The organism is Flexivirga endophytica (genome assembly GCF_014640635.1).
Taxonomy (GTDB): Bacteria; Actinomycetota; Actinomycetes; order Actinomycetales; family Dermatophilaceae; genus Flexivirga; species Flexivirga endophytica.
The window spans coordinates 563,359-588,243 of the sequence record NZ_BMHI01000003.1 but is presented as its reverse complement, the minus strand read 5'-3'; the positions used below and the strand labels follow the sequence as shown (position 1 = coordinate 588,243).

Annotated in this window: 25 protein-coding genes; 7 read left to right on the top strand and 18 right to left on the bottom strand. The window is 67.9% G+C overall.

The features are described from left to right. Positions 1 to 10: 10 nt before the first annotated feature. Positions 11 to 430 carry a cupin domain-containing protein gene (locus IEX71_RS11400; RefSeq protein WP_188837123.1) on the top strand — a complete coding sequence of 140 codons (420 nt, stop codon included), beginning with the start codon at positions 11 to 13 and terminating at the stop codon, positions 428 to 430. A gap of 30 nt (positions 431 to 460) precedes the next feature. Here the strand turns inward: IEX71_RS11400 and IEX71_RS11395 are convergent, their stop codons facing one another. The 4 genes from IEX71_RS11395 to IEX71_RS11380 all read right to left on the bottom strand — a co-directional run bounded on the left by IEX71_RS11395 (position 461) and on the right by IEX71_RS11380 (position 2,913). Further along, on the bottom strand, positions 461 to 838 hold the full coding sequence (locus IEX71_RS11395) for a VOC family protein (protein ID WP_188837122.1): 378 nt from the start codon (positions 836 to 838) through the stop codon (positions 461 to 463). A 27-nt stretch (positions 839 to 865) separates the two neighbouring features. Further along, positions 866 to 1,660 carry a matrixin family metalloprotease gene (locus IEX71_RS11390; protein ID WP_188837121.1) on the bottom strand — a complete coding sequence of 265 codons (795 nt, stop codon included), beginning with the start codon at positions 1,658 to 1,660 and terminating at the stop codon, positions 866 to 868. Between the two features lie 282 nt (positions 1,661 to 1,942). After that, positions 1,943 to 2,299: a CGNR zinc finger domain-containing protein gene (locus IEX71_RS11385; protein ID WP_229749650.1), complete on the bottom strand. Its 357-nt coding sequence runs from the start codon at positions 2,297 to 2,299 to the stop codon at positions 1,943 to 1,945. Positions 2,300 to 2,340: 41 nt separating this feature from the next. Next, positions 2,341 to 2,913, bottom strand: coding sequence for a TetR/AcrR family transcriptional regulator (locus IEX71_RS11380; protein WP_188837120.1), 573 nt, complete (start codon positions 2,911 to 2,913; stop codon positions 2,341 to 2,343). A 106-nt stretch (positions 2,914 to 3,019) separates the two neighbouring features. On the opposite strand from IEX71_RS11380, the gene IEX71_RS11375 reads away from it, so the two are divergent. Then, positions 3,020 to 3,760: an SDR family oxidoreductase gene (locus IEX71_RS11375; protein WP_188837119.1), complete on the top strand. Its 741-nt coding sequence runs from the start codon at positions 3,020 to 3,022 to the stop codon at positions 3,758 to 3,760. A 75-nt stretch (positions 3,761 to 3,835) separates the two neighbouring features. On the opposite strand, the gene IEX71_RS11370 is transcribed toward IEX71_RS11375, so the two are convergent. Both IEX71_RS11370 and IEX71_RS11365 read right to left on the bottom strand, forming a co-directional pair. After that, positions 3,836 to 4,462 (bottom strand): class I SAM-dependent methyltransferase, encoded by a 627-nt coding sequence (locus IEX71_RS11370; RefSeq protein WP_188837118.1) that lies wholly within the window; start codon positions 4,460 to 4,462, stop codon positions 3,836 to 3,838. An 80-nt stretch (positions 4,463 to 4,542) separates the two neighbouring features. After that, the gene (locus tag IEX71_RS11365; RefSeq protein ID WP_188837117.1) at positions 4,543 to 6,543 is read right to left on the bottom strand and encodes a phosphocholine-specific phospholipase C; all 2,001 of its coding nucleotides are present in this window, start codon (positions 6,541 to 6,543) and stop codon (positions 4,543 to 4,545) included. A 175-nt stretch (positions 6,544 to 6,718) separates the two neighbouring features. Here IEX71_RS11365 and IEX71_RS11360 point away from each other — a divergent pair, with 175 nt between their 5' ends. Beyond that, positions 6,719 to 8,026, top strand: coding sequence for an exo-beta-N-acetylmuramidase NamZ family protein (locus tag IEX71_RS11360; RefSeq protein ID WP_188837116.1), 1,308 nt, complete (start codon positions 6,719 to 6,721; stop codon positions 8,024 to 8,026). Here IEX71_RS11360 and IEX71_RS11355 read toward each other — a convergent pair. The 5 genes from IEX71_RS11355 to IEX71_RS11335 all read right to left on the bottom strand — a co-directional run bounded on the left by IEX71_RS11355 (position 8,014) and on the right by IEX71_RS11335 (position 13,459). Next, positions 8,014 to 8,301 (bottom strand): hypothetical protein, encoded by a 288-nt coding sequence (locus tag IEX71_RS11355; RefSeq protein WP_188837115.1) that lies wholly within the window; start codon positions 8,299 to 8,301, stop codon positions 8,014 to 8,016. The two genes, IEX71_RS11360 and IEX71_RS11355, sit on opposite strands and share 13 nt — an antisense overlap. Before the next feature lie 123 nt (positions 8,302 to 8,424). Continuing rightward, entirely contained in the window at positions 8,425 to 9,003 is a 579-nt protein-coding gene (locus tag IEX71_RS11350; RefSeq protein WP_188837114.1) for a TetR/AcrR family transcriptional regulator, read from the bottom strand. Between the two features lie 47 nt (positions 9,004 to 9,050). Continuing rightward, positions 9,051 to 10,118, bottom strand: a complete 1,068-nt coding sequence (locus IEX71_RS11345; RefSeq protein ID WP_188837113.1) for an FAD-binding oxidoreductase — start codon at positions 10,116 to 10,118, stop codon at positions 9,051 to 9,053. Then, the gene (locus tag IEX71_RS11340) at positions 10,115 to 11,386 is read right to left on the bottom strand and encodes an aromatic ring-hydroxylating oxygenase subunit alpha (protein WP_188837112.1); all 1,272 of its coding nucleotides are present in this window, start codon (positions 11,384 to 11,386) and stop codon (positions 10,115 to 10,117) included. Before IEX71_RS11340 ends, IEX71_RS11345 begins: the two co-directional genes overlap by 4 nt. 33 nt (positions 11,387 to 11,419) lie before the next feature. Further along, the gene (locus tag IEX71_RS11335; RefSeq protein WP_229749649.1) at positions 11,420 to 13,459 is read right to left on the bottom strand and encodes an oxidoreductase; all 2,040 of its coding nucleotides are present in this window, start codon (positions 13,457 to 13,459) and stop codon (positions 11,420 to 11,422) included. 72 nt (positions 13,460 to 13,531) lie between these two features. Between IEX71_RS11335 and IEX71_RS11330 the strand changes: the two genes are divergently transcribed. After that, entirely contained in the window at positions 13,532 to 14,470 is a 939-nt protein-coding gene (locus tag IEX71_RS11330) for a LysR family transcriptional regulator (RefSeq protein WP_188837110.1), read from the top strand. A 46-nt stretch (positions 14,471 to 14,516) separates the two neighbouring features. On the opposite strand, the gene IEX71_RS11325 is transcribed toward IEX71_RS11330, so the two are convergent. The 4 genes from IEX71_RS11325 to IEX71_RS11310 all read right to left on the bottom strand — a co-directional run bounded on the left by IEX71_RS11325 (position 14,517) and on the right by IEX71_RS11310 (position 17,207). Beyond that, entirely contained in the window at positions 14,517 to 14,996 is a 480-nt protein-coding gene (locus IEX71_RS11325; protein ID WP_188837109.1) for a hypothetical protein, read from the bottom strand. A gap of 8 nt (positions 14,997 to 15,004) precedes the next feature. Then, positions 15,005 to 15,250: a cupredoxin domain-containing protein gene (locus tag IEX71_RS22825; protein WP_188837108.1), complete on the bottom strand. Its 246-nt coding sequence runs from the start codon at positions 15,248 to 15,250 to the stop codon at positions 15,005 to 15,007. A 328-nt stretch (positions 15,251 to 15,578) separates the two neighbouring features. Further along, positions 15,579 to 16,316, bottom strand: a complete 738-nt coding sequence (locus IEX71_RS11315; RefSeq protein ID WP_188837107.1) for a class F sortase — start codon at positions 16,314 to 16,316, stop codon at positions 15,579 to 15,581. Positions 16,317 to 16,337: 21 nt separating this feature from the next. Next, a complete protein-coding gene (locus tag IEX71_RS11310; protein ID WP_188837106.1) occupies positions 16,338 to 17,207 on the bottom strand; it encodes a GVDTG sorting domain-containing protein in 870 nt (289 codons plus the stop codon). A gap of 277 nt (positions 17,208 to 17,484) precedes the next feature. On the opposite strand from IEX71_RS11310, the gene IEX71_RS11305 reads away from it, so the two are divergent. The 3 genes from IEX71_RS11305 to IEX71_RS11295 are packed head-to-tail and all read left to right on the top strand — an operon-like array spanning position 17,485 to position 19,984. Further along, positions 17,485 to 18,684 (top strand): CopD family protein, encoded by a 1,200-nt coding sequence (locus IEX71_RS11305; protein WP_188837105.1) that lies wholly within the window; start codon positions 17,485 to 17,487, stop codon positions 18,682 to 18,684. Positions 18,685 to 18,695: 11 nt separating this feature from the next. Next, complete coding sequence (locus tag IEX71_RS11300) at positions 18,696 to 19,427, top strand: YcnI family copper-binding membrane protein (protein ID WP_188837104.1); 732 nt, start codon at positions 18,696 to 18,698, stop codon at positions 19,425 to 19,427. After that, positions 19,424 to 19,984 carry a copper resistance CopC family protein gene (locus IEX71_RS11295; RefSeq protein ID WP_188837103.1) on the top strand — a complete coding sequence of 187 codons (561 nt, stop codon included), beginning with the start codon at positions 19,424 to 19,426 and terminating at the stop codon, positions 19,982 to 19,984. Before IEX71_RS11300 ends, IEX71_RS11295 begins: the two co-directional genes overlap by 4 nt. A 23-nt stretch (positions 19,985 to 20,007) precedes the next feature. Here the strand turns inward: IEX71_RS11295 and IEX71_RS11290 are convergent, their stop codons facing one another. The 3 genes from IEX71_RS11290 to IEX71_RS11280 all read right to left on the bottom strand — a co-directional run bounded on the left by IEX71_RS11290 (position 20,008) and on the right by IEX71_RS11280 (position 24,854). Then, entirely contained in the window at positions 20,008 to 20,478 is a 471-nt protein-coding gene (locus IEX71_RS11290; protein ID WP_188837102.1) for a hypothetical protein, read from the bottom strand. Between the two features lie 349 nt (positions 20,479 to 20,827). Beyond that, entirely contained in the window at positions 20,828 to 21,448 is a 621-nt protein-coding gene (locus IEX71_RS11285) for a hypothetical protein (RefSeq protein WP_188837101.1), read from the bottom strand. 136 nt (positions 21,449 to 21,584) lie between these two features. Further along, entirely contained in the window at positions 21,585 to 24,854 is a 3,270-nt protein-coding gene (locus tag IEX71_RS11280) for a TIM-barrel domain-containing protein (protein ID WP_229749648.1), read from the bottom strand. Positions 24,855 to 24,885 lie beyond the last annotated feature (31 nt).

The following is a 24,885-nucleotide window of genomic DNA, read 5'->3' as shown; positions in this document are numbered from 1 at the left end:
GAGCAGGCGTATGACGACAACGCACAGCAGCCAACCGGACCTGAGCACCGAGACGTTCTCCTGGGGCTCCATCAAGTGGGGCGTGACCGCGGATCGGTTCCCCGGTGCGCCGATCACCGTCGGCGAGGTCGTGATCAACCCGACCAAGGGCCACGACATACACACGCATCCCGAGTCCGACGAGGTGCTGCACGTCATCGAGGGCGAAGGTGTGCAAACCGTAGGAGATTCACGCGAATTCGCGGTCAAGGCCGGCGACAGCGTCTACATCCCGCGGGGCACCGAGCACTCCACGTTCAACACCGGATGGCGGCAGCTGCGGCTGATCGCCATCTACAGCCCCGGCGGTGCCGAGGCGGCGTTGCAGGGCGCTCCGGACTACCGGGTGATCGAGCCCGGTGCGGCGCCGGTGTGGGAGCGCGCGGACTGACCGGAGCGGTCCGGTGAGAGCACCCGCCGCCTAGGCCTGCGGCGGGTGCTCGGCCACGCAGAAGAGGTTGCCCTCGGGGTCGGCCAGCGTCGTCCACTGCACGTGCGGATGCTCGTCCAACACGTCCCAGCGCCACGTCGCACCCGCCGACACCAACCGCTCGACTTCGGCACTACGTGTTCCCCACGGCACTGTCAGGTCGAGGTGGATCGTCAGGCGGTCCGGGCGCGGCCCGGTCAAGGGCTGGAAGAACATCGCGAAACCGCCGGGTGCCGCCGGTGGCAGGTAGACGAAATCGCCTGAAGGTGCAGGCGTTCCGCCGGTGACCGCTGCCCAGAACGCTCCCAGCGCCCGCGGATCGGCAGCTTCGATGTTGATGGCTCCGAGGGTGACCTGAGGAATGTCCATGACGTCGACAGTAGGCGTCATACGCTCCTATCCGGTGAAGCAGTGGCCATCGCCGAGCTGTCGCAGGCCTTCGCGGTCGCCGCGTCCGAAGTCGGTGCGGTTGGTGCTGCTGGCATACATCAGCTGCGAGGGTTGGGGCACGTGCTGCAGCCCCACCAGGTGCCCGAACTCGTGCATGACGATGGCGCGGGCGGTCTCCCAGCCGGCCGGGCGCTGGAGGATGAGGGAGAGTTGCGGCCCGTCGAGGTTGACCGATCCGCTGACCCAGTGGCGCTGTTCGGCGGTGTAGAAGGGTGCGCCGTCCGGCCCGGCGACGCCGGCGACCGAGCCCTTCAGGTGCGGGACGGCGCTCGGGTCGGTCCACGCCACCAGGACCGGCGACCACCTGTCGCCATACCGTGCGGTGTCCCGGGGTGGGCGATCGGTGGCCGGCGCTTCGGTCGTCGGCCCGTCGACGACGAACTGCAGACCAGTGGCTTCCGTGACCTGTGCGATCGCCTCCTGGAGCAGGGGATCGCCCTGCTCGGGGGCTCGAGCGTCGTTGATCACCAGGTGGATCGGCCGACACGGGTCCCAGGCGACAGGGTGCGTGTCGGCGCCGTCGCCGACGGTCTTGATGAACGAGAACTCGGTGGACGACGATGCCTGGGCCGGAGGTGCGCCCAGCGGATTCGCGCTCGCGTCCGGCGGGACCGGAGGCCAATGCGCCCGTATGTCGCGGTCGCTGCCCTTCGACAAGGAAGTGGCTTCGGCGCCGCCCAGGATCGACGAACGCACATTGACTGCGCCGACCGCACCCACCAGCACGAACGCCACGATCATGGCCGTCCACGGTCGAGCGCCTCGGGTCCGTGTCGACCGGGAAATCGGTGACTTCCGTCCGGCCTGCAGATCGGCCAGGCACTGCACACAGCGCGGTCTGCCCCGCCCGCCGACCAGGCCGGCGCGCTCGCCCGGACGGATCGCTTCCCCACAGGAGCAGCGCATCACGTTTCGGACGCGGACGATCTTGACCGGCTCGCGCATCGGACCACCCCATTCCCCGCCCAGGACGTTCGAATCCTGAGTGTGACCGATGCAGCGCGTCCGCACCGCGAAATTGCGTCAGGTCGCTCGGGAGCCGTGCTGCTTGGCGTTGAACCGCGCCTTCTTCTGCCGGTTGCCGCAGGTGCCCATGTCGCACCACTTACGGGAGTGGCTCTGGCTGGTGTCGAAGAACGCGGCCCGGCAGGTCGGCGACGCGCACAGCGCGAGACGTCCGTCGCGTTCGCCGGCGATGACGTCGATCGCGTCGGCGGCGATCACGCCCAACGCGTCCTCGACCCGGGAGGGTGAGCTGAGGCGCCATACGCGCTCGAGGTCTGGGGTCAGGGCGGCTGCGGCCCGGCCAGCAGCACTGCAGTCATTGATGATTCGTATGGCGGATGCCGGCGGCGAGTCTCCGGTCGCTGAGAGCCACAACTCGCTCGACCCCGACCTTCGGGTCGACGTGCCCGCGGCAATCACGCAATGCGCCCGGCGGCGGCGGCGATCCTCTCCAGTGAGGCGTGGATGAGCTCGGTGAACTCCGCCTTGTTCTTCGGCTCGATCCATGTCGCGTACGCGTCCTTGAAGGCCAGGCCGGCGAGCTCGGCCGTGACGGCGGCGGTGAGTTCGTCGACGCCGCGGTCCGTCAGCGCCTGAGTCATCGCCCGTGAGATGCCCACGTGTTTCAACGCATTGCGCTGCCGGATCTCGGCGCTGGCGGTGACCGCGTCCCGCAACAACGGGCCGACCTCCCGGTTGAACGGCGTCATTGCTGCCGCGACCCGGTCCATCCCCGCGGTGACGGCCTCGAGTGGTGTGGCGTCCTCATCTGCTTCCGCGATCCCCGCCAGCAGAGGCTGTGCGAGTGCGTCCTCGCCCGCGGTGAGCACGTCGCGCTTGTCCGGGAAGTAGCGGAAGAACGTGCTCTTGGTCAGCCCCGCCCGCTCGGCGATCTCCGCGACGGTGACGTCGTCATATCCCCGCTCGGCGAAGAGACGCAGCGCCGCCATCAGCAGGCGCTCGCGCGCGTTCGGTTCCCAGCGAGGCATGGCGCCATCGTAGTCATAAGACCTTTATCTCATCAGGGTGGTACTCTGATGAGATAAAGGTCTTATCGCCGGAACACTCGGCGCATCACAACGAATGGAGCAAGGTATGACGCAACGAGCAGTGCTCATCACCGGAGGAACCAGCGGCATCGGCCGTGCGACGGCCGAACTGCTTTCGCAGCAGGGCTATTCGGTCATCGTCACCGGGCGCAACCCGGACAGCATCGCCGCCGCGGAGCGCGACTTCGGCGACCGGATCCTGGTGCTGCGCGCCGACGCGGCTTCGGTGCAAGACTCGGAGCGGGTCGCGGAGGAGATCCGCACGCGCTTCGGCTCGCTGCACGCGGTGTTCCTCAACGCCGGGATCAGTGGGTCCATGCCGGTGGGCACGGTGACGGAGGAGGACTGGGCACGCTACTTCGACATCAACGCCAAGGGTCAGTTCTTCACGCTGCAGAGCGTGCTTCCGTTGCTGGCGGACGGAGCGTCCGTCGTGTTCACCGTCGGAGTCGGCGTCCTGCGCGGTATGCCGGGCGGCAGTGTGGTCAGCGCCAGCCGTGGCGCGCTGCTGGCGATGGTTCCTTCGCTCGCGGTCGAGTTGGCTCCCAAGGGGATTCGGGTCAACGCCGTCAGCCCGGGTGCCATCGAGACGCCGATCTGGGGCAAGAGCGGGATGCCTGCCGAGGCGGTCAGCGAGGTGCTCGAGGGTATGGCGGCGCGTGTCCCACTGGGGCGGGTCGGCGCACCCGGCGACATCGCGGAGACGGTGGCGTTCCTGGTCTCGGACGGATCGTCATACATCACCGGACAGAACATCGTGGTCGGTGGCGGCGTCGAGATCGCTTGACGCACCGCTCAACCGGTGATCGCGTCCTCGTCGAGACGACCGCGGCAGTCCAGGGCGCCCGAAACAAGCCTGTTTTCAGGCCTTCCCGAGGGTCGCGGTGCAGAGGAACAGTCCGAACTCGCGGTCGTCCTTGGTGATGGTCGTGGCGTCGACGAAGCCGATGTCGGTGAAACCTGCCCCGGTCAGCTGCTCGGTGAGCCGATCCCTGTCGAACCCGTCATGCCCGTCGAAGCCGGGCTTGTCGGCGTGGAACGCGCCGTCGGGGTCGTCGTCGAGGTCGGCGATGGCCAGCCGGCCGCCGTCGACGAGGAGTCCCGCGACGGATCGCAACAGACCATCCACGTCGTGCACGTGGTGCAGGGCCAGGGAGCTCCACGCCACGTCATACGTTCCCGCGATCGGGTCGGTCACCAGGTCCGCGCGCACGGCGCTCGGCCGATCGGCGAGGCCGGCTGACGCGATGCGCTCCTGCGCGACCTGCACCATCCCGGCGGACGGATCGGTCACGACGACCGAGCCGACCTGATCGGCGAGCAGGATGCTCAACCGGCCCGTGCCGCCACCGATCTCGATCGCGCGCATCTGCGGGCCGAGGTCCACGGCCGCCCGGATGGCTCGGGCCACGGCGACCTGGCGTTTTTCGTGGGCCGGATCGTCCTCCCAGGTCGCCGCTTCGTCATCGAATCGTGAGCTTTCGTGCATGTCATCGACCCTAGTCGCGAGGCGTTCAGGATGGCCCGCGCAAGGTGACATCGCGGAGACGTCGCGTTCTTACGCATCGCTCAACCAGTGATGCTGGGCCGCCCGGTCTCGAGGTGGCCGACGACCCGTCGGGACCACGAGCTGTCCGCCGAGCAGGTGACCGTGAAGTCATACCAACCGTGCTGGTGGGCAACGACATTGAACCCTTGGCTTGCTCTGGCTCCGGCGGCAAGGCGATAGGACCAGGGCCCGTCGGTGCGGTAGTTGTTCGACGTGACGGTGATGGTGACGGCGTGAGCGGTGTCGTTCACCAGGTCGAGCCACAGCTTCTCGGGCGCACCGGCGAATCGGGTGGCCACTTCGAGGCCATGACCCTGGCCGCGGGCGTCACCGGTCATCCGGCGGAGGAAGCGGTTCGGGCCGATGACCGTGACGTCGTAGTGGCTGCCGTGCGCAACCTCGAACGTGTCGGTGGTGGTCGTGCCAGGCGCCACGGTGACCTGCGCGGGCGCCCGGCTAGCGCCCGGGTAGACCGCGAAATGTGCCGAAGACGTAGCGGTGGCACCGATGTTCGCCATACTCAACTCCATCCTGACCGTGCTGTGAGCACGATGCCAGCCGCTGACCCACGCGTTCGGTTGGTAGGGCAGCGCCCGTGCCCGTCTGGTGCCCGGCTCCTGGTGCGGCATTGTGTTGGTGGTCGGTCGGATCTTCGTGCCGCCCGCGGCCGACAGCTGTGTGGCCGGCGGTGTGGGCAGTGCCGGCATGCCGAAGATCGGCCAGGCGAAGTCGAACGCGGAGGTGAGGTCGCCGCACACCTCGCGGCGCCAGGCGCTGATGTTGCGGCACCTCGCGGGCTTGCCAATTGCGGTCGACCACGTCTCCAGGAAGCGCAGGACTGAGGTGTGGTCGAAGACTTCCGAATCGACGAAACCCCCTCGTGTCCAAGGGGAAATGATCGTCATCGGGACGCGGAAGCCGAGTCCGACGGCCTGCCCGTCGAAGAACTCGTCGGCGGTCCCAGCAGCTGGCGTCGGTGGCGGGACGTGGTCGAAGTAGCCGTCGTTCTCGTCGTAGTTGATGAAGAGCACGCTGGAGTCGAACACCTTCGGGTCGGTGTTGAGCGCGTGCATCAGGCCGTGGATCAGCCTCTCTCCGTTGGCAGTCGGTCCGTCCGGGTGCTCGGAGTTGACCTTGTCGGTCACGATCCAGGAGACCTGCGGCAGCCGGCCTGCGCTGACGTCGGACGCGACTGCGGCGACGATGCCGTCGGCGATCGAACCGTTCTTGGACGGGACGCGCTGCAGACCGCTCCGGGCGAGCGGCGAGTCCGGATGAGCGTCCTCGAAGTTGGCGAAATACTGCAGCGCGTTGTCGTCGAAGTTGTCGCTGCCCTGATAGACCCGCCAGCTGATCCCGGCGGCCTGGAGTGCCTCGGCATACGTCTGCCAGGGCAGTCGGTGGCCGATCGCGTCGGCGCCGGTGTATGGCGGGTGAGCGACATACTTCCTGGCCGGGTCGAAGGTTCCGCTGAAGAAGTAGGTGCGGTTCGGCCCGGTCGAGCTCAGCACCGACGCGTGGTAGGCGTCGCAGATCGTGTAGTGGTCTGCGAGGGCGAAGTGGAACGGGTGATCGGCCCGGGTGAGATGACCCATGCAGTCGACGCCCTTGGCGCGGACCCAGTCGTCGAGCCGGCCGTGGTCCCACGCGGCGTGCTGGCTGTCCCACTCGTGCGGCAGGCCGCGCTGGTGCTCGACCTCGTTGCTGGAGTAGCCGACGTCCTGCGCGAAGGGGTACTGGTGCGTCCGCCCATGCGGTTGCGCGAAGACCGATGCGCCACTCGGGAGCTCCAGGGTACTGCGGTCGGAGAAGCCCCGGACCCCTCGGAGCGTGCCGTAGTAGTGGTCGAAACTGCGGTTCTCCTGCATCAGCAGCACGATGTGCTTGACGTCCCGGATCGTACCGGTCCGTGCAGTGCCATCAGGGTCGTCGGCCTCGATCGCGACGGCGCCGGCGGTCAACGCCGTCAGGCCCGCCGCGCCGACCCCTGCGAGGAAGCCACGGCGATCGAGCTCGGACATGAATCCTCCCTTCGCACACTCCATGGGTAGCAACCGGGGAATGTATGGGAGATGAAGGCGTAGCAGCATCGAGATCGCCCGACCATTCGACGGCTCATTACCGTCGTCTTGCGATTTGCTGAAAATTTTTGTCGGAACCGGCCCGTGCGCGGCTCGAGTGCGGCAGGCTCGGACGATGGAGAACACCAGCGATTTCACGAACAAGCGGATCGGGCGGCGCGGCCTGCTCGGTGCGGCGGCGATCAGTGGGGTCGGCGCGCTGTCACTCGGCGGCGCCGAGCGGGCGAATGCGGCATCGAGCCGTCCTGGCCACAGGTTCCGTTGTGGTGCCGATGTGGCGGCGGCTGACGGCTGGAAGGTGTTCTCCGGTCAGCGGATCGGCGTCATCACCAACCCGACGGGCGTCATCCGTGACGGGCTGCGCAGCATCGTCGACGTGATGGCCGAGTCGGGCAAGGTCGAGATCGGTGGCGTCTTCGGACCGGAGCACGGCTTCCGTGGCACCGCCCAGGCCGGTGAGTCCGAGGAGACATATGTCGACGAGCGCACCGGAGTCACCGTCTATGACGCGTATGGCGCGAATATCGACAAATTCGCCAAGTACTACGAGACGGCGAAGGTCGACACGATCGTTTTCGACATACAGGACGTCGGCGCGCGCTTCTATACCTACATCTGGACGATGTACAACGCGATGGCCGCCGCAGCGAAGACGGGCAAGCGGTTCATCGTGCTTGACAGGCCGAATCCGGTTGGCGGAGAGGCAAAAGGCCCAGTCCTCAAGGACGGCTTCACCTCCGGTGTCGGCCTGGACAAGATTGCCCAGCAGCACGGGATGACAGTCGGTGAGCTCGCCCGCTTCTTCAACGGCGAGTTCATGCCGACCGTCGCCGGCCGATCGGTCGAGCAGCTCGACGTGGTGCAGGTCGAGGGCTGGTCGCCGAGTGAGCTGTATGCCGACACCGGCGCCCCGTGGATCATGCCGTCGCCGAACATGCCCACGACCGACACCGCGCTGCTCTATCCCGGGCTGTGCATGTTCGAGGCGACCAACCTGTCCGAGGGCCGCGGCACCACCCGGCCATTCGAGTTGATCGGTGCGCCATACGTCGATTACAAGTGGGCACAGCGCCTTTCAGGCGAAAAGTTGCCGGGTGTGGAGTTTCGCGAGGCCTACTTCAACCCGACGTTCTCCAAGAACGCCGGCAAGGTCTGCGGCGGCGTGCAGGTGCACATCACCGACGCGAGCAGGGTCGACGCGATCCGCACCGCCACCACGATGATGACCACGCTGCGGGACCTGTATGACGACTTCGACTGGCGCGGCGACGCCGGTCGCTGGATCAACCTGCTGACCGGATCGGACCGGTTCCTGAAGATGTTCACCGCAGGCGACACCGCAGCGCAGATCGTGGCTGCCTGGCAGCCGGACCTGAAGGCGTTCGACCGGACGCGGCGGCAGTACCTGCTCTACCGCCGGTGATGCGGAGGAGCTGAGAGAGTCAACGGTGACGTGCCGCCTGACCTCGGGCACCAACCGGTGCCTGTGACGCTGTGTTGCCCGGACAACGGCGGCGGTTGCGAGCCGTGCAGGTCTCCCGTCGCGGACCAGTGCAGCAGGTCTTCCTCCCAGGGGCGGTTCAGCAGGAGCAGCCGCTCCTGAAGCTCGATGCCTTCCGTGAAGAGGACCTGCAGCCACCAGCGCGCGCGATGGAGTTGGCTCGGAAGACCGACCAACTCGTCGTCGTTCATGGTCATGTCCGGCTCACCTCCGGCGCGAGCTTGCAGCTGACTGACTCGCAAGTCAATTCAACTCCGGCGCGATCTAGTCGTCAATACCCGCCTGGAGCGCTCAGCAGCGAGCGGTGGCAGACGCCCGGCTCAGCGGCGGCGCGATCGACCGAGGGCGCCCAGGGCGGCATCGCGAATGGCCTGCCGGGCAACTGGATCGACCGGACCGTCCAGTTGGGCGAGTGGTCGGATCAGGCAGCCGAGGACTGCGTAGCCGCGCACTTCGGCGGCCAGGTCGTGGTCGCTGCCCGGCGCCAGCAACCGGACGATCCGGATCACAGTGGAGGTGAACCACGCGTCCAAGTCCAATGCGTGCCGTGAGGCGATGTCACGGGCGAGCAGGTCCACGGCCGATCTGGTCTCGATCAACAGGCCGAGCACCGCGTCGATCACGGCCTCGGGCGCAGGAGGATGCGCCTCGAACTCGTCGAGCGCGTCCTCCAAACCGGTCGTGAATGGCCGCAGGAGTTCGGCGATCAGCTGTTGCTTCGACCGGAAGTGATAGAGCACCGCGCCGCGCGTGAGACCGAGCTCACCGCCGACCTCGGCGAGGGAGGTCCGGTCGTATCCGTAGCGCCGGAAGTGGGTCGCGGAGACCGCGAGGATCTGATCCTTGACCTGCTGGGCGCGCCCAGCTCTCGGGCCTGGAGCGTGCGTGCCGGGTGCCATCGGAGCACCCTAGCTGACTAGTGAGTCAGTCAGCGTATTCGCGCTGGTCACGCGTCGAGCACGACGTCACCCGTCGGCTTCGAGCAGCAGATCAGGATGCCGCCCTGATCGATGTCGCGTTGCCGGATGCCGCCCTGGTGCTGCATGTCGACCTCGCCGGCGAGCAACGTCATCCGACAGGTGCCGCACATGCCTTCGGAGCACATGCTCGGCGGGTTGAGGCCGGCGCGCTGGGCGGCGTGCAGCAGGGTCTCGTTGTCGGCGCAGTCCAGACTCCGACCGGTGCGCTGCAACTGCACGGCATACCGGGTGCTCGACAGGTCCGACTCGTCCACGGTCGAGGGAGCGGCACCGCGGGCCGCGAGGTCGTAGAGCTCCTCGTGGCAACGGGCCGGATCGATGCCCGCCTGCTCGAGGAGCTGCCTGGTCGCGGCCATGTATCCCGTTGGGCCGCAGGTGAACACCTCCCGATCATGCAGGTCCGGCACGGCGAGCAGGTTGCGCAGTCCGAGGCGGCCGGTCGGGCCCTGCCAGATCTCCGTCGGCGAGTCCGCCTCGCAGATCACCGAGACGGTGACCGAGCCGATGCCTGCCATCGCGTCGAGCTCGTCGCGGAAGATGATGTCCTGCGGGGCGCGCGCGCTGTGCACGAAGACAACATCGGCGGCTCGCGAGTCATGCAGTGTGCGCGTCATCGACATCGCCGGGGTGATGCCGCTGCCGGCGGACAGGAAGAGGTACTTTCCTGCGGGGTGCCGGGTGTGGCTGAAGTCGCCGTGCGGTCCGGTCGCCCAGATCGTGTCACCGGGACCGAAGTGGTCGTGCAGCCAGTTGGAGACGGGCCCGCCGGGCACGCGTTTGACCGTGATCGCCAGCGGCCCCGGCCGCGTCGGTGCAGCACTGATCGTGTAGCACCGTTGCAGCGTCTCGCCGCCGACTTCCATTGTGAACGTGAGATATTGGCCCGCGTCGAACCTCGGCACCGGCCCCTGCGGTGCCAGCAGGAACGTCTTGACGTCATGCGTCACGTCCAGCACGCCGACGCAGGTCAGCGCTTCGTCGAGGCTGCCGGCGGGTGCAGTGAACGCGTCCGGTCTGGTCAGGATCTCGGTCATCGGGTCAACGCCTCCGTCATACGCTCGAGGTACCAGGTCACGAACCCGGCGACCTGATATTCGTTCGGTGCATAGGGTCCTGGTTCGTATGCCGGGCTGGACACGCCGGCCTGCGCGCGGCTGACGAAGATTCCGTCCTGTGCGTTGGTCTGATGCCACACGTCGGTCAGCGTCGCCAGGTCGTAGTCGACTCCTTCGACGGCGTCCTCGTGCACCAGCCACGTGGTCCGCACCAGGGTCCGGTCCGGCGCGAGGGGCAGCACTGTGAAGGTGACTGCATGATCGGCGAGCAGGTGGAACCACGAATTCGGTTGGTGGTGCAGGGACATTCGGCCCAGTCGCGGGGTGTCGAAGTCGGCCAGGAGCTTGCGGCTCGCCGAGGAGCCATCGCGGGTGTAGGACTCACCGGCGCCGTCCAGCGGCTCCCGCTGGATGCGGAACGCCGAGACGCGACCGCTGATCTCCTCGATCTCGGCATAGGGCATGTCACGCTCCCGGCAGGCGCGCTCCAGCTCCGCCTGGGACCGCAGATACCGCGCGTGCGCGGGCAGCAGTCGCTCGGGGATCTGGTCCAGATCGCTGTATCCCCAGGTGGGGAAGAAGGTGCACACCAGCTCCGGGTGGCCGTTCTCGCAGTGGTAGCACTCCCGGTTGTTCTCCATCACCAGCTTCCAGTTGCCGGTCTCGATCAGGTCCTCCTGGGCGGCCACCTTGGTCCGCTCGAGCTGGTGCGGGGTGATGTATGGCGTCACCCGCTGCACCATGTCCTCGAAGTCCTCCGGGGGTTCCTCCGCCAAACAGACGAACACCAGCCCGCCGACCGACCGGGCATGGATCCGCTTGAGCCCGAAGCAATTCGGGTCGAAGCTGGGCGCCTGGCTGCCGGCATGCAGCAGTTTGCCGTCGGTGTCGTAGGTCCACTGGTGGTAGCCGCACACGATGTTGCCCACCGAACCGCTGGCATCGGTCAGCACTCGCGAGCCGCGATGGCGGCAGACGTTGTGCAGTGCCCGCACCTGCCCGTCGTCGCCGCGCACCACGATGACCGAATAGCGGCCGATGTCGAGGGTCACGAAGTCGCCGGGCTCTCGGATCTCCGCCTCGGTGGCAACGAAGATCCAGCAGCGGGCGAAGACCGCCGAGATGTCGGCGTCGAAGACGTCCCGGCTGGTGTAGAACGGTGCTTCGAGCGCACAGCCGTCCCGGTGCTGCGCGAGCAGACCAGCGAGATCCGATGTGGCAGCGGGTGTTTCGGCGATCGTCGTCATCAGGTCCTCCTCGGGGCGTCGGTGATGGATGGGTCAGATGGGCTGGCAGAGACGGAGTGCGTCGTAGATGGCGGCGTGGATGTTGCGGCTGGCGACGGCGTCGCCGATCCGGAAGAGTTGGAAGCTGCCGCCCGGGTTGGTCGTCACCGCCTGCGGTCGCACGTCCAGCAGCGCCTGCTGGTCGACCTCGCCGAGATTGGTGGAGGACGGCAGCAGGTCGAAATAGAGGTCGTCGTTGGGGCTGGTGCCGTGCTCGACGACGACGGCGTCCACGGTTCGTTCCAAGTCGACTTCTGCGTAATCGCTGTGCAGCACCGCGATTCGCCTGCCGTCCGGTCCCGGCCGCACGGCAGTCAGCCGATATCCCAGGGTGGTCCGGACGTCGTGCTCGGCGAACGCGGACAGGTATGCCGGGGAGTTCATGCTCCCGACCTCGATGGCCAATGTCCGCTCCGGAGTGGCGATCTCGACCGTCGCTCCGTGCACGGCGAGCAGCTCGGCGGCGTCCATGCCCGGCTCGGCGCCGTTGTCGTCATACAGGAGCACATCGCCGGTCGGCCGGTCCGCGCCGCTCATCACGTCCCAGGTGTCGAGCACGAGGTCCTGACCCTCGGGCAGGAAGGACCGGTCCGGCAAGCCGCCCGTCGCGACGAGCACCAGGTCCGGCTGCTCGGCCAGGACCTGCTCGGCTTGTGCATAGACGCCGTAACGGAATTCGACGCCGGTGTGCTTCGCCTCGGCCACCCGCCAATCGACGATGCCGGTCAGGTCGCGGCGCCGCGGGGCCGCCGCTGCCAGCAGAATCTGCCCGCCGGGACGGTCGGCCGCCTCGAACACCACGACGCGGTGGCCGCGCTCACCCAGCACCCGGGCCGCCTCCAGTCCGGCCGGGCCGGCGCCGACGACGACCGCGGTGCGTGACTTCGGGCTGGGCGCGATGACGTGCGACATGGTCAGCTCGCGCCCGGTGGCCGGGTTGTGGATGCACTTGGCGTCGCCGGATGCGTAGAGGGAGTCGAGGCAGTAGCTCGCGCCGACGCACGGCCGGATGCGGTCCTCGTCGCCGGAGCGGATCTTGGCGACGAGGTAGGGGTCGGCGAGTTGGGCCCGCGTCATACCGACCAGGTCCAGCAGGCCGTCCCGTATGGCGTGCCGGGCCGTCGCCACGTCGGAGATCCGCGCCGCGTGCATGACCGGTATGTCGACGGCCTTGCGCACCTCACCGGCGAAATCCAGGAACGGCGCCGACGGCGTGCCCATCGACGGGATGGTCTTGGCCAGATGTGCGTCGCTGTCCAGCGTGCCCTTGATGACACTGAGGAAGTCGACGCCGTCGGTGACGAGCGTGCGCAGCGCGGCCACCGTCTCCGTCAGGTGCAGTCCGTCCGGCAGATCCTCGTCCATCGCCATCCGCAGACCAACGATGAAGTCCGGCCCGACGGCCTCCCGGATCGCCTGGATCACCTTGCGGGGAAACGTCATTCGACGTTCCGGATCGCCACCGTAGTCGTCGTCCCGGTCGTTGGTCGCCGGAGACAGGAAGCTGTCGAACAGGTGCGAGTAGGACTCGATCTCGATGCCGTCCAGCCCCGCTTGCTGACAACGCTGGGCGGCCTCGGCATACGCCCTGATGATCCGGGTCAGGTCCCATTCCTCGGCGACCTTCGGGAACGCCCGGTGCTGCGCCTCCCGACTGCGCGACGGGTAGACGACCGGCAGCCAGTCGCCGGTGTAGTTGCTGGTCCGCCGGCCCAGGTGGGTGACCTGGCACATCACCGCGGCGCCCTCGGCGTGCACGTCGTCGGACAGCCGCCGCAGCCAGGGGACGATCTCGTCGCGGTAGAGCAGCAGGTTGCCGAACGACGGCGGACTGTCGGGGGCGACGACCGCGGACCCGCCGATCATCGTCAAACCGACTCCGCCACGGGCCTTTTCGACGTGGTAGGCCCGATACCGGTCGGTCGGCATACCGGCCTCACCGTATGCCGGCTCGTGGGACGTGCTCACGACCCGGTTGCGCAAGGTCAGGTGCTTCAGTTCGAACGGTTCCAGGAGGGGATCGAAGGTTCGCACACGGCCAGTCTGGGGCGGCGCACTGCTGAAGAAAAGCAAACGATCCTGCACGATGACATGCAAACTGATTGCATGATCGATCACCGGCTCCATGTGCTTCGCATGGTCGCCTCGCACGGCACGGTCACCGCCGCGGCGCGCGCTCTCAACTACACGCCCTCGGCGGTCTCGCATCAACTCCGCTCGCTGGCCCGCGAGCTCGGGGTCACGTTGCTCGTGCAGGAAGGTCGCGGGGTGCGGCTCACGCCGGCCGCCCGGACACTGCTCACCTACGCCGACGAGTTGTACGCCCGGTGGGAGGAGATCCAGGCCGAGCTCGCGGCGACCGGCGGTCGAGGGCTCGGCACGCTGCGGCTGTGCGGTTTCTCCACCGCGGCCGCCGCACTCCTTCCGCAGGTCGCCACGCATCTGCGGACCGCGCACCCGGAGACCGTGGTGCAGATCATCGAGGCAGATCCGGAGGAGTGCTTCGACCTGCTGCTGGCCGACCAGGCCGACGTCGCGGTCGTGGTGGCGACCTCGTCACTGCCGCCGAGCGTGGACCCGCGGTTCGACCAGGAGCCGCTGCTCGATGACCCGCTCGACGTGCTGTTGCCGACGAACCATCCGCTCGCGGCGGAGAAGTCGGTGCGCCTCAGCCAGACCGCCGCCGAACCCTGGATCCTGGACCGCCCCGGCCGGCCCTATCACCAGCTGGTGATGAGCGCCTGCACCGATGCAGGTTTCACACCGGCCATCGCCCATCGGGCGACCGAGTGGGAGACGGCCGCCGCTCTCGTTGCCGCCGGGCTCGGCATCGCGATGATCCCCCGGCTGTCACGGCTGCCCGCGGGGTATGCCGTGGCGCGCGTGCACCTGCACGGTGACCCCAGCCCGTCACGGCACATCCTCACCAGTGTCCGCCGCGGCAGCGCCGAGCACCCCGAGATCGCGACGACGCTGGCGGCGCTGCGTGCCGTCGCCGGCCGCAGCCAGCAGACGCTGCGCGTCCCGGCCGCCGGACAGCCGTGACGATCCCGCGATCGAGCAGGTCAGGTAGGTGGCCCGGCGAGTATCGTCACGGAGCTCGATTCGGGCGTGGGCGCGTCGGGTTCTGCCTCTGATCCCTGGCGGCGTGCCGACCCTTGTGGGCGGCGGCACAGGCATGGACGAATCCGATAGCGGAAAGCACCGCTCCCAGGCCCTCGGCAACCGCACTGACCGTCTTTTCGCCGAACCAGATCGGCTCATACATGGCCGGCACCGGTCCGAAGGCCGGGACGTCGACGTACCTGAAGAGCACAACAGCGACACAGGCGCTGCCGGCCACGATGAACGCAGCGGCGAAGGCCGCCCGGTTGCCCAGCACGAGCACCACCAACGCCACGACAAGTGCGACGATCGCTTCCGCGCGAAACAGGAGGCCTTCACTCAGATGCCCTGGTGCACTTGCCATCCCGTAGCGCCCTGCGAGGCGCAGGTGCACGATGGCATCAGCGACAAGGCAAGCGGCGACGAGGACGCGTAGTCCCCAACAGATCAGGCCGATCCCCTTCATCCGGGACCTCATGACACGACCAGGGTTCCGTGCATGTTGGCGTGGTACGTGCAGTGGAACGGGTACTTGCCCGGCATGCTGGGAGCGGTGAACGTCTTGGTGCCGCCGTTGCTGTCGACCACGGCGTCGAAGAGCCCGTCCTTGTCGGAGGTGACCGTGTGGTTGACGTTGTCGGAGTTCGTGACGGTGATCTTCTGACCGGGTTTCACCTCGGACGGCACCTGGTACTTGAAGTCTTTGATGGTGATCTTCATCGCCGCGGCTTTGGCGGTCGGCGAGGATGATGCGCCGGCTGCCGGTGCCGAACCTGCCGCCTTGGACGATGCACTTGCTGAAGGCGTCGACGCGCCTTGTCCCGAGTCACTGGACTGGCTCCCGCTGCTGCACGAAGCGAGGAGAACAACGCTGCAGGCCGCGGCGACCGCGCCCGCTGCAAGTCGAACAGTCATGGGAGTCCATCCAATCGGTTTGAAACGCACGGAAGATCCGTCTCCAGTGGTTCGGAACGCGCGGACGCAGGGATTGCTGATTTACCGAACTTCTGGTGACGGACTCCGCCTGTCGGGAGCGTGGTCCCGGACCTCAGGTGTGGTGGCTCTCGATCAGGTGTGCGTAGACCACGATGTTGTCGAGGTAGTGCCCGGTGGCCTTGTCGAATTTGCCGATGCACGAGATCAGTCGCAAGCCCGCGTGGTTGATGTTGCCGTAGACGGTCTCGGTCGGGAACTTCGCCTTGGGGTAGTGCTCGAGGCTGTCGACCCGGAAGGTCGCGACGGTGTCATCGGCCCGGGTGACCTGGATCTTGTCACCGGGGCGCAGTTCGCCGAGCCGGAAGAAGATGGATCGTCCGTCCTTGGCCGCATCGGTGTGTCCCACGATGACGGACGGGCCGAGTTGGCCAGGAGTGGGAGATCCGGTGTACCAGCCGGCCGGCACCCCGCCGGTGGCGGGCGGGACGTCGACGGCTCCTTGCGCGTCAGTGCCGTACGCGGCCAGGTGGGAGCGCTTGATGTCGATCGCCGGGATCGTCAGCCACGTCGGCTTGGAGCGGTCCAGTACCTTGCCGACGACGGAGGGCGTCGCCTCTGGTGCCGTACCGGTTCGTGTGGCCGACCCAGGCTTGGGGGTCGCCGTCCCCTTCTTGGTGGGTGCGGGCAGGTCGCCCTCGGCTGCGGTGTGTGCCGCAGAGGCGGGCGGCGTCGCCGCGTGGTCCTGGCCGCGGATGCCGATGACCACCAGCACTACGGCCGCAATGGTCAGCACGACGGCCACCACAGTCGCCCAACGGCGACCGTGGTGGCCGAACATGTTGTCACTCATACCGATTCAATCGACCCGGTCTCAGTGCTGCTTGCCGAAACGGCGACGCATCCCGAGCACGGCTCCGGCGCCGAGCACCAGCGCGCCGGCCCCGTAGAACAGACCCATGTCCTGGGTGCCGGAGGTCGAACCGCCACCGGTCTGCACACCACCGGAGGGCACCGTGTTCATCTGGGCGGCCTCCAACTTGCCGCACAGCGCCGGCGCGGTGCCGATCAGTGCGAGCTTCTTGCTCGCACCGGGCAGCGTCACACCGAGGGAGTTCGGCGTCGACAACGACGCCTTCGGCGCGTTGGCCGGGTTCAGGCCGTGCACCACGACCACTGCCGTGTTGTTCTTCAACGCCGCCAACGTGTCGGCATTGACGGTGAAGGTGCGCTTGTAGGTGAAGCTGCCACCACCGGGTGCCTTGGTCACGTCGGTGGCGGTCGAGGCGTCCGTCGCGCCCTTCGTCGAGAAGGTGGTGCCGATTTTGCCGTAGGCAGGCTGACCCTCCACGGTGCTGATCACACCGTCACCGTTGGTGTCGGCCCCGGTCGTCGGGCAGGACCCGCCACCCGCGATGTGGATGTGCTGCACGTGCGGGAACGGCGCGCCGGCGAAGGCGGTCGGGATGCCGAGTGCGTCGAGCGTCTTCTTGTCCTTGGGCAGGTTGGTCGCCAGACCCGAGACCTTCTCGTTGACGGTCAGCTGGTCGCCGTCGAGTGTCAGCCACACGCTGCCCGAGGCGGCACCGGACGGAGTGTTCAACGCCACCGGCGCCAGCTTCGCCTGGTAGGTCGTCCCGCCCGAGTCACCGGCGGCATGTGCGGCCGGAGCTCCTAGGCCAAGTGCGGTGACGCACGCCAGAGCCGGAACCGCGGACAACATCAGCTTCTTCTTCGTCTGCATGACTAGCTTCCCTTTCCTCAACTACGGCAGGGCAGTTGCTCCGCCGACTACTTCGTCACTCACCGGCCCGATCACGAATTCCTTCAGGTTGATCCGTGACCCTGAAGCCACGGACCAACCCCGAAGGAAGCCCGCCAAGCCGACGAACACTGGTGATTCGGCGCGACCCGGAGAACGGATGGGGAGGAGGAGCAAAAAGTTTTCGCGCCCGGCCGTGACGCGGGAACCAGCTCCGTCGCTGACCCATCCGGGAGTTGGCCGTCTTCGAAGTACTGAGGTGAGTTTCAGTGGAGTGCGTGACCGCCCGCGGGTGATCGTCCTGGCTGCTGCCGTGGCGGTGGGTATGGCGGTGCCTGCGGCGGTGCTGACCGGCGCGGCTGCTGCTCCGATGATCGACCTGGGGGATCCGGGGCCGGTCGTCCGGTGGGGATTGCCCCTCGTGCGCATCGTGCTCGACGTCGCGGCCGCGACGACGGTCGGGCTGCTGCTGGTGGTCACCCTGGTCGGCGTCGGCGAACGCCGTTCCGCTGTGCCGAGAGTGGCAGCGCGATACGCGTGTCTCAGCGGCACGATCTGGGCGCTGGCAGCCGGGGTGGTCACCGTGCTGGGCTTCGCGGACGTGGCGGGTGTGCGCCCCTTCTCGTCCGGTTTCGCCGGGCAGCTGCCGGCGGAGGTATGGCGCTTCGAGCCGCTCCGTGTCGAGGCGATCAGCGCAGTCGGGGCTGCCCTGGTGGCCATCGGAGCGGCGGTGACGCGGTCTCGGCGTGGCCTACGCCTACTGGGCTTCTTCGCAGTGGTTGCGGTGTTGCCGCTGGCGTGGGGCGGTCACTCCGCCGAATCGACCAACCATGCGGTCGCGGTCGGCTCGCTGGCCTTCCACCTGGCCGGCGTCGTGCTGTGGGTCGGCGGGTTGCTGGCATTGGTCGCGTTGCGGCCGGTGATCGGCCCGGCCATGGGCACCGCTGTGCAGCGCTTCTCGAGCGTGGCCGGGTGCTGCTTCGCCGTCGTCGCGATCTCCGGGGGACTCAACGCGTGGGTCCGCATCGGGCACCTGAGCGGGCTGACTTCGCCATACGGACTGCTCGTGCTGGGCAAGAGCGCAGCCTTGGTGCTGCTCGGGGTCGCCGGGTGGCGGCAGCGTCGCGCGGTGATCCCTCGATTACGCGCCCGCCCCGAGGCGCTGCGACCCTTCACTCGCCTGGCGACCGCCGAGACGATCGTGATGGGCGCGGCCATCGGGATGGCCGCCGTCCTCGCTCGCAGCGCCCCGCCCGCGCCGACGCACCACGCCGAGCCGCCCTCCACCACGCTGCTGCTGACGGTCGCACTCGGTGCCGTCATCGGCGCCGTCGCCGTCGCCGTGCGAGCAGGTATGCCGCGCCGACTCCACCAGCGGCACGCTAAGCCGCCGGCCGACGGACGCGACCACTCCACACCAGCCCGCGTCCACGCGGGATCACCTCCCCCAGCTCTGTGAAGGACTCCCACATGCACACTCTCGGCCGCACCGCTACGTCCGTCGCGCTGGGTGGCGCCATACTGCTCGGCACCGCTGCCACTGCGTCGGCCCACGTGACGGTCCATCCCGACAGCACACAGCCGGGCGGGTACGCGCAGCTGACCTTCCGGGTCCCGACCGAGTCCGCGACGGCCTCGACCACCAAGTTGGTGATCACCCTGCCGCAGGACACGCCGCTGGCCAGTGTCTCCACCAAACCCGTCAGCGGTTGGACCGCCCGCGTCACCGAGGACAAGTTGCCCGAACCCGTCAGTGCAGAAGGCGGAGCGACCCTGACGAAGGCTCCGCACGTCGTCACCTGGAAGGCGACCTCCAACGCCGCGGCGATCAAACCCGGCCAGTACCAGGACTTCTCGGTGTCCGCCGGTCCCCTGCCCAAGAGCGGCACCCTGAGTCTCCCGACTACCCAGTACTACTCCGATGGAACCGTGGTGAAGTGGAACCAGCACGCGCAGGGGTCTGCCGAGCCCGAACATCCGGCACCCTCCTTCACCATCGGCAGCGCCGGTCAAGCGGCGACTGCGGTTTCACCCTCGGCAGCGAGCACTCCGAACACCTCGGACAACACGAGTCGCTGGCTGTCCGGTGCGGCGCTGGTCGTGGCCCTGATCGCCCTCGGCCTGGCAGGGACGGCCGTCGGCCGCCGTCATCGCAGCAGGGTTCCGAGCCCGGGCTCGGTCACAGACTCGGGCACGGCATGACCTCCCGGATGCGCACGCCGCACGCAGCCGCGCTCGCGGTTGCCGCGTTCCTTGTGCTGGCGGTCTTCGGCTGCCTGGCGGCATTGCAGACCGCCACAGCGCCGGCGGCCTCGGCCCACGACTTCTTGATCAAGACGACTCCGGCCGACGGCGCCACCGTCGAGCACGTGCCGGGCATGGTGCGGCTGGTCTTCGACCAGCCGGCCCAGCAGATCGGCACCAAAATGGTCGTCACCGGTCCGCGCGGTCCGGTGCAGCAAGGTTCACCCACGCTGGTCGACAATCAGGTCCGCCAACAGATCGCTCCCGGCGCCCCTGCCGGGCACTACACCGTCAGCTGGCGGATCACCTCGGCGGACGGTCATCCCGTCTCCGGGTCGTTCTCCTTCACCGCGAAAGAAGCGGCTGCCGGCACTCTGGCACCGTCCACGAGGGCGCAAGCAGATCCCGCGAAAACCGGTGCTACAGACTCGAATTCGCTGCTCATCTGGGGTGGCGGGGCGGTTCTGGTGATCGTCCTGATCGTCATCGGGTGGCTGATCAGACGCAGGAGCTGAGCGACCGAGCGCCCTGACCAGGTTCAGTCGCCGGTCCAGCAGCCCAGAATGACCGCGGCGATCCCGTAGGCGTAGTCGGCACGCTTCGTGTGGACCCGGTCCGATCCCGAGCCGGCCCGCGTGAGGTCCACCCGGAGTGTGTCGTTGTCCTTCTGCATCACGACGACGCCGTCCGCGGTGCCGAACGCGATATCGGTGAGCCCCTTCAGGTCCTTGGCGCCGGTGAGACCGGGACGAAGTCCGGTCGTGTATGCCGCTGCGGCCGGGGCGTCGGCCGACTCGTGCACGGACAGCACGATCACGCCCGTGGGGATGCGGTAGGTGCAGGTGTAGGTCCCGCCCTTCCAGGTCGAGACCGGTTTCGGGTCCGGAACGACGGAGAGCACCGTGGCCATGTTGTCGCGCGTCTCGGCGGTGCAGATCATCTTCGCCGCCTCCGACGGGGCGGTGCCGGGCGAGCCGGGCGCCATGGTCGAGCCGTCCGGCATCGTCATACCCGGTGTCATAGCGGCTGCACCAGTGGCTGCGCCGTCCGGCTTGGCTGAGGCATGCGACGTGGCCGTGCCGGACGATGTCCCGGAGTGATGCGAAGATCCGCCTGCAGAGCTTGCAGACGCGCCGCATCCTGCGAGTGAGACCCCTGCGGCCGCGACCATGCAGACCACCAGAGCCCTGGTTCTCAAAGCCATGTTTCCTTCTCCAGCCTGCGGCCGCACGGCGTCCTGGGTTCGCCGCGTTGGCGAGGGAGGCTGCCACGGTTCGCGTCGCGTCAGATCGATCGTGTCGTTGGTGCACCAGTTGTTCGGAGCCAGAATTCAGCTGGATTGGTCGGGGGTCGAACCTTCAGCGCCCATTCCCGGAGGGGGTGGTCCGCCGCCGGTAATAGGCGAACGTCACCGCTCCAAGCAGCGGCCCCCAGGCGATGAGTGGCGCATACATCACGGCCGCCAGCAGGCCCTGCCAGGTGTGCACGTCCAGCACACCGTCATCGGGTATGGCGCCCCCGGTCAGCGTCCTTCCCAGCGCGAGCATGACCAGCATCTCGATCCACAGCACCGTGAGGATCGTCGCGCCGATCGCTCCCGGGATGACCGCGGCGAGGGTCGGCACGCGCCGCCCGCGAAGGAATGGCACCCATTGCGGGAAGACCTCACCCCAGGTCGAGACCAGCCCGACCGCGGTGAACGCCAACAGTTCCGAGACGATCGAGAGCAGGACGACATACAGCTCGACCGGGATCCACGAGGGCAGATTGCCGCTGGAGTCCGCAGGGACGTCCTTGACGATCGGCACGTGCAAGGCGACCGCGGAGATCCGCCATACGCTCGAGGGCAACACGACGAGCGGCACCAGCAGGGCCGCCCTGCGCGCCCACGCCGGCACGCCGGGGATCGGCTCGTGGGCGCGCTTCCAGGCGTCCCGGACCCGTCCTCGATCGGCAACAGTGACAACGGAATCAGTCATACCGACAACGGTGCCGCGCCGTCGACACCGCAACCTCCCCCAAAGGTCGCGGCCGCATCACTCCTGCGGACGAAATGCCGTGGCACGACAGATGCCCCGGACGCCGAAGCATCCGGGGCATCTCGCTAAGGACAGACTACTTGTAGGTGACCCGCAGCGCCTTGCCGGTGGACTGCTTCGGCGCGTGGACGGTCAGAGTCCGCGTCGAGGCATCCCAGCTCCAGGAGCTCGAGCCCACCTTGTGGCCGTTGACCGACACCGCCTTCGGCGCGGTGGCGTTGCGGAATGACACCGTCCAAACACGCTCCGCGACCTTGCCCTCGTAATCGCCGACCGCCGGGTCGACCGTCACCCGGTGGGTGTTTCCGGTGAGGCGGTAGTTGATCCGGGTGGTCGCGTGCTGCGAGGCGTCGGTCGTCGTGCCGTTGTCCTCGTAGAGGTCGAACGATCCGGCCGCTCCCTCGGCGGCCGTCACCGTGACGGCGTCCAGCGGGTGCTGCACGTCGCCCGAGACATCACTCGTGCGTGTCGTCATGATGCCGCCGGACCTGATGAAGACGGGCATGGTGTCCAGACCGGTGGTGATGTCCTGGTAGGTGCCACCTTCGTAGGTCTTGCCCGTGAAGTAGTCCGTCCAGCTGTCGCCGGCCGGGAACCAGACCCGAGTCGTCGCACTCTTGCCCGGCGTTGCCACCGGCGCAACGAGAACGTCCGGCCCGTAGAGGTATTCGCTGTCCGCGTTGGCGTAGGCGTCCTGCTGCTCCGGGTAGTTCAGATAGAGCGGCTGCACGATCGGTGCGCCCGTCGCGGTCGCCTGCTGGGCGAGCGTGTAGGTGTAGGGCACGAGGTTCTCGCGCAGGTTGAGGAACTTCTCGGCCGACGACTTCGCGGCGGCGCCATACTGCCAGGGCAACCGGTCGCTGTGGTTGGAGTGCAGCCGGTCGACCGGTTGGAAGGTGCCCATCTGCACCCAGCGCGCGTAGAGATCGTCCGGCAGCTTCGTCGAGTCCGGCTCGGTGCCCGGCTCCTGCAGACCGCCGGTGTGCCCGCCGATGTCGTGGCTGATGTTGGACAACCCGGTCGCGACGGATTCACTTCCGGTGTAACCGATCTCGTACTTCAGGGTCTCCCAGTCCGAGATGGTGTCACCGGTGAAGTGCAGCGTGGTCCGCTTGTCCGCCCACGGGCCGGTGGGAACCGCGACGGGGTTGCTGTAGCCGCCGGCCTGCAACGAGCCGTACGCCCGCGAGAACGCGAAGCCGCGACCGCCGATCCGGGGCGCTGTGCCGTCGGCATACTTCTGGTTGACCCACGAGTCGCCGGTGACGCCCGCGAGACTCGAGGTGGACTGGTCACAGCACCAGTCCATCCACCACAGGTCGTTACCCGCGTCCTCCATCGACTTGTGCAGCTCCATGTAGGCCTTGAGCTGGTCGGGGTCGCCGAAATCGAAGACGTAGCAGTCCTTTCCGCCGCCGCTGCAGGCTCCGGGCTTCAGCTTGCCCTTCGCGGTCTTCTGCGCCTGCTCGAACTTCGGGTCGGCTGCGAGGATGCTCGGGTGGATGTTGAGCGACGTGTGCAGGCCCTCGGAGTGGGCCCAGTCGAAGAACGCCGACGGATCGGGGATGCGCGACTTGTCGATCTCCCAGCCGTTCCACTTGTTCGGCGACTTGTAGTCGGTGTCGACGACCAGCACGTCGAGCGGGACGCCCTCGGACCGGAACTTCGGCACGATCGTGTTCTTGAAGTCCGACGCGGTGCGGTCGTAGTACTCGGAGTACCAGATCCCGTAGACCCAACGCGGCAGCAGCGCGGAGGGGCCGGTGAGCGTCGACAGGTCCTGCAGGCCGGCCCGGTAGTCCTGCCCGTAGGCGAAGACGTAGCCGTCCTGGTAGGTCCCGTCGGCGTGCTCCGGACGCGGGGTGACCTTCTCGGTGGCCGGGTCGTAGACCGCTGACGGTGTGTCGTTCAGCAGCGACCAACCGTCCTGGTAGAGCAGGCCCGGAGCGGTCAGCGCCGATCCGTTGACGCCGTCCAGACCGCGCCGGTAGCCGCCGAGCGGGGCGTGCGGCGCGAGCAGCGGACTGCTCGTAGGCGTGAACGCGACGGTGTCGAGGTTCACGTTGCAGCTGTCCACGTCGGGGCAGCCGAGGCTGACCGTGTTGTCGCCGGCAGCCAGCTTGACCGGGACGTTGACGGTGCGCCAGGTGTCCCAGCTGCTGGTCGGCTGCAGGGTCGCCGTGGTCGCATCTGCCGACCCGACCGTGACCGACACCTGACGTGCCTGGACGGGCTTGCTGCCGGCAGCCCAGTTCGCATAGCGCAACTGGAGGTTGTAGTCGCCCGCCGCGGGGACGTCGGTCACCGTGAACGAGTCGGCGGAGCTCGTCCGCTCGAGGCCCGCGACGAATCCGTCGCCCGAGTAACCGTTGTGGTCGGACGCCTTCTTCGCGCCACCGCTGAGGGTGCCGGTGTCCGCCTCGCAGATCGAGCCGAAGTCGCACGGGCTGGACGTCGGCGGTGTCGGCGCCGGGTAGGCCGCGTCGTGGTCCACCACGGCGAGACTGTCGACATTCACGTTGCCGCTGTCGGATGCGCCGCGCACGACCTTGACCGTGTGCGTGCCGGCGGAGAGCTTCACCGGTGCCTTCGCCAGCTCCCACGTGTCCCAGCTGCCGGTCTTCGGCAGGCTGATCGTCGTCGGACTCCCGTTGTCGACGATCACGCTGAGCGTGCGGGTGACGTTCTGCCCGTCGCCCCCGGTGCTGTTGGCGTAGCGCAGTGCGAGGTCGTATGTCGCCGCGTCCGCGGCTTTCACGTCGAAGGTCATCGAGTTGCCGGTGGCGGAGAAGCCCGCGGCGAAACCGCGTCCGGTGTATCCGCCGTGGTCGGTCGCGAGGGTCGGACCGGCCAGCTTCAGGTCCTCGGCCTCACACAACTGACCGAGCGTGCAGGACGGTGCAGCTTCCGAGGCCCACGGGGAGGACGAGACCTCCTGCTGCCCGGCGTGCACCGCGAGCTTGAGGTTCTCGGCGGTGAACGCGCCGGAGCCGACCTTGTAGCGCAGCGTCGCGCTCCCGGTCCTGATGGTGAGCCAGCCGTCGGTGGTGCTGGTCGTGAACTTGGTGTTACCGAAGTCGTTCCGGCCGATCGCGTTGAACGTCGAGGCGTTCAGGAACTTCGCGTCGCCGGCATACTCCGTGCGGATCAGCGTCGGGGACAGCACCTCGAATCGCGCGTTGCCCGACACCACTGCGTGGGACTCGGCCGACTGCGCGGCGGCAGCGGGCTGGGCTCCGGCGGGCGTGATGACCACCGCTGTCGCGGTCGTGAGGCCGGCGACTGCTCCGAATGCCGCTAGTCGTCGGCGGGCGGATCTGGTTCGTATGACGGGACGTTCGGTCACGGGGGCTCCTCAATCGGTGTGACGGTGATGG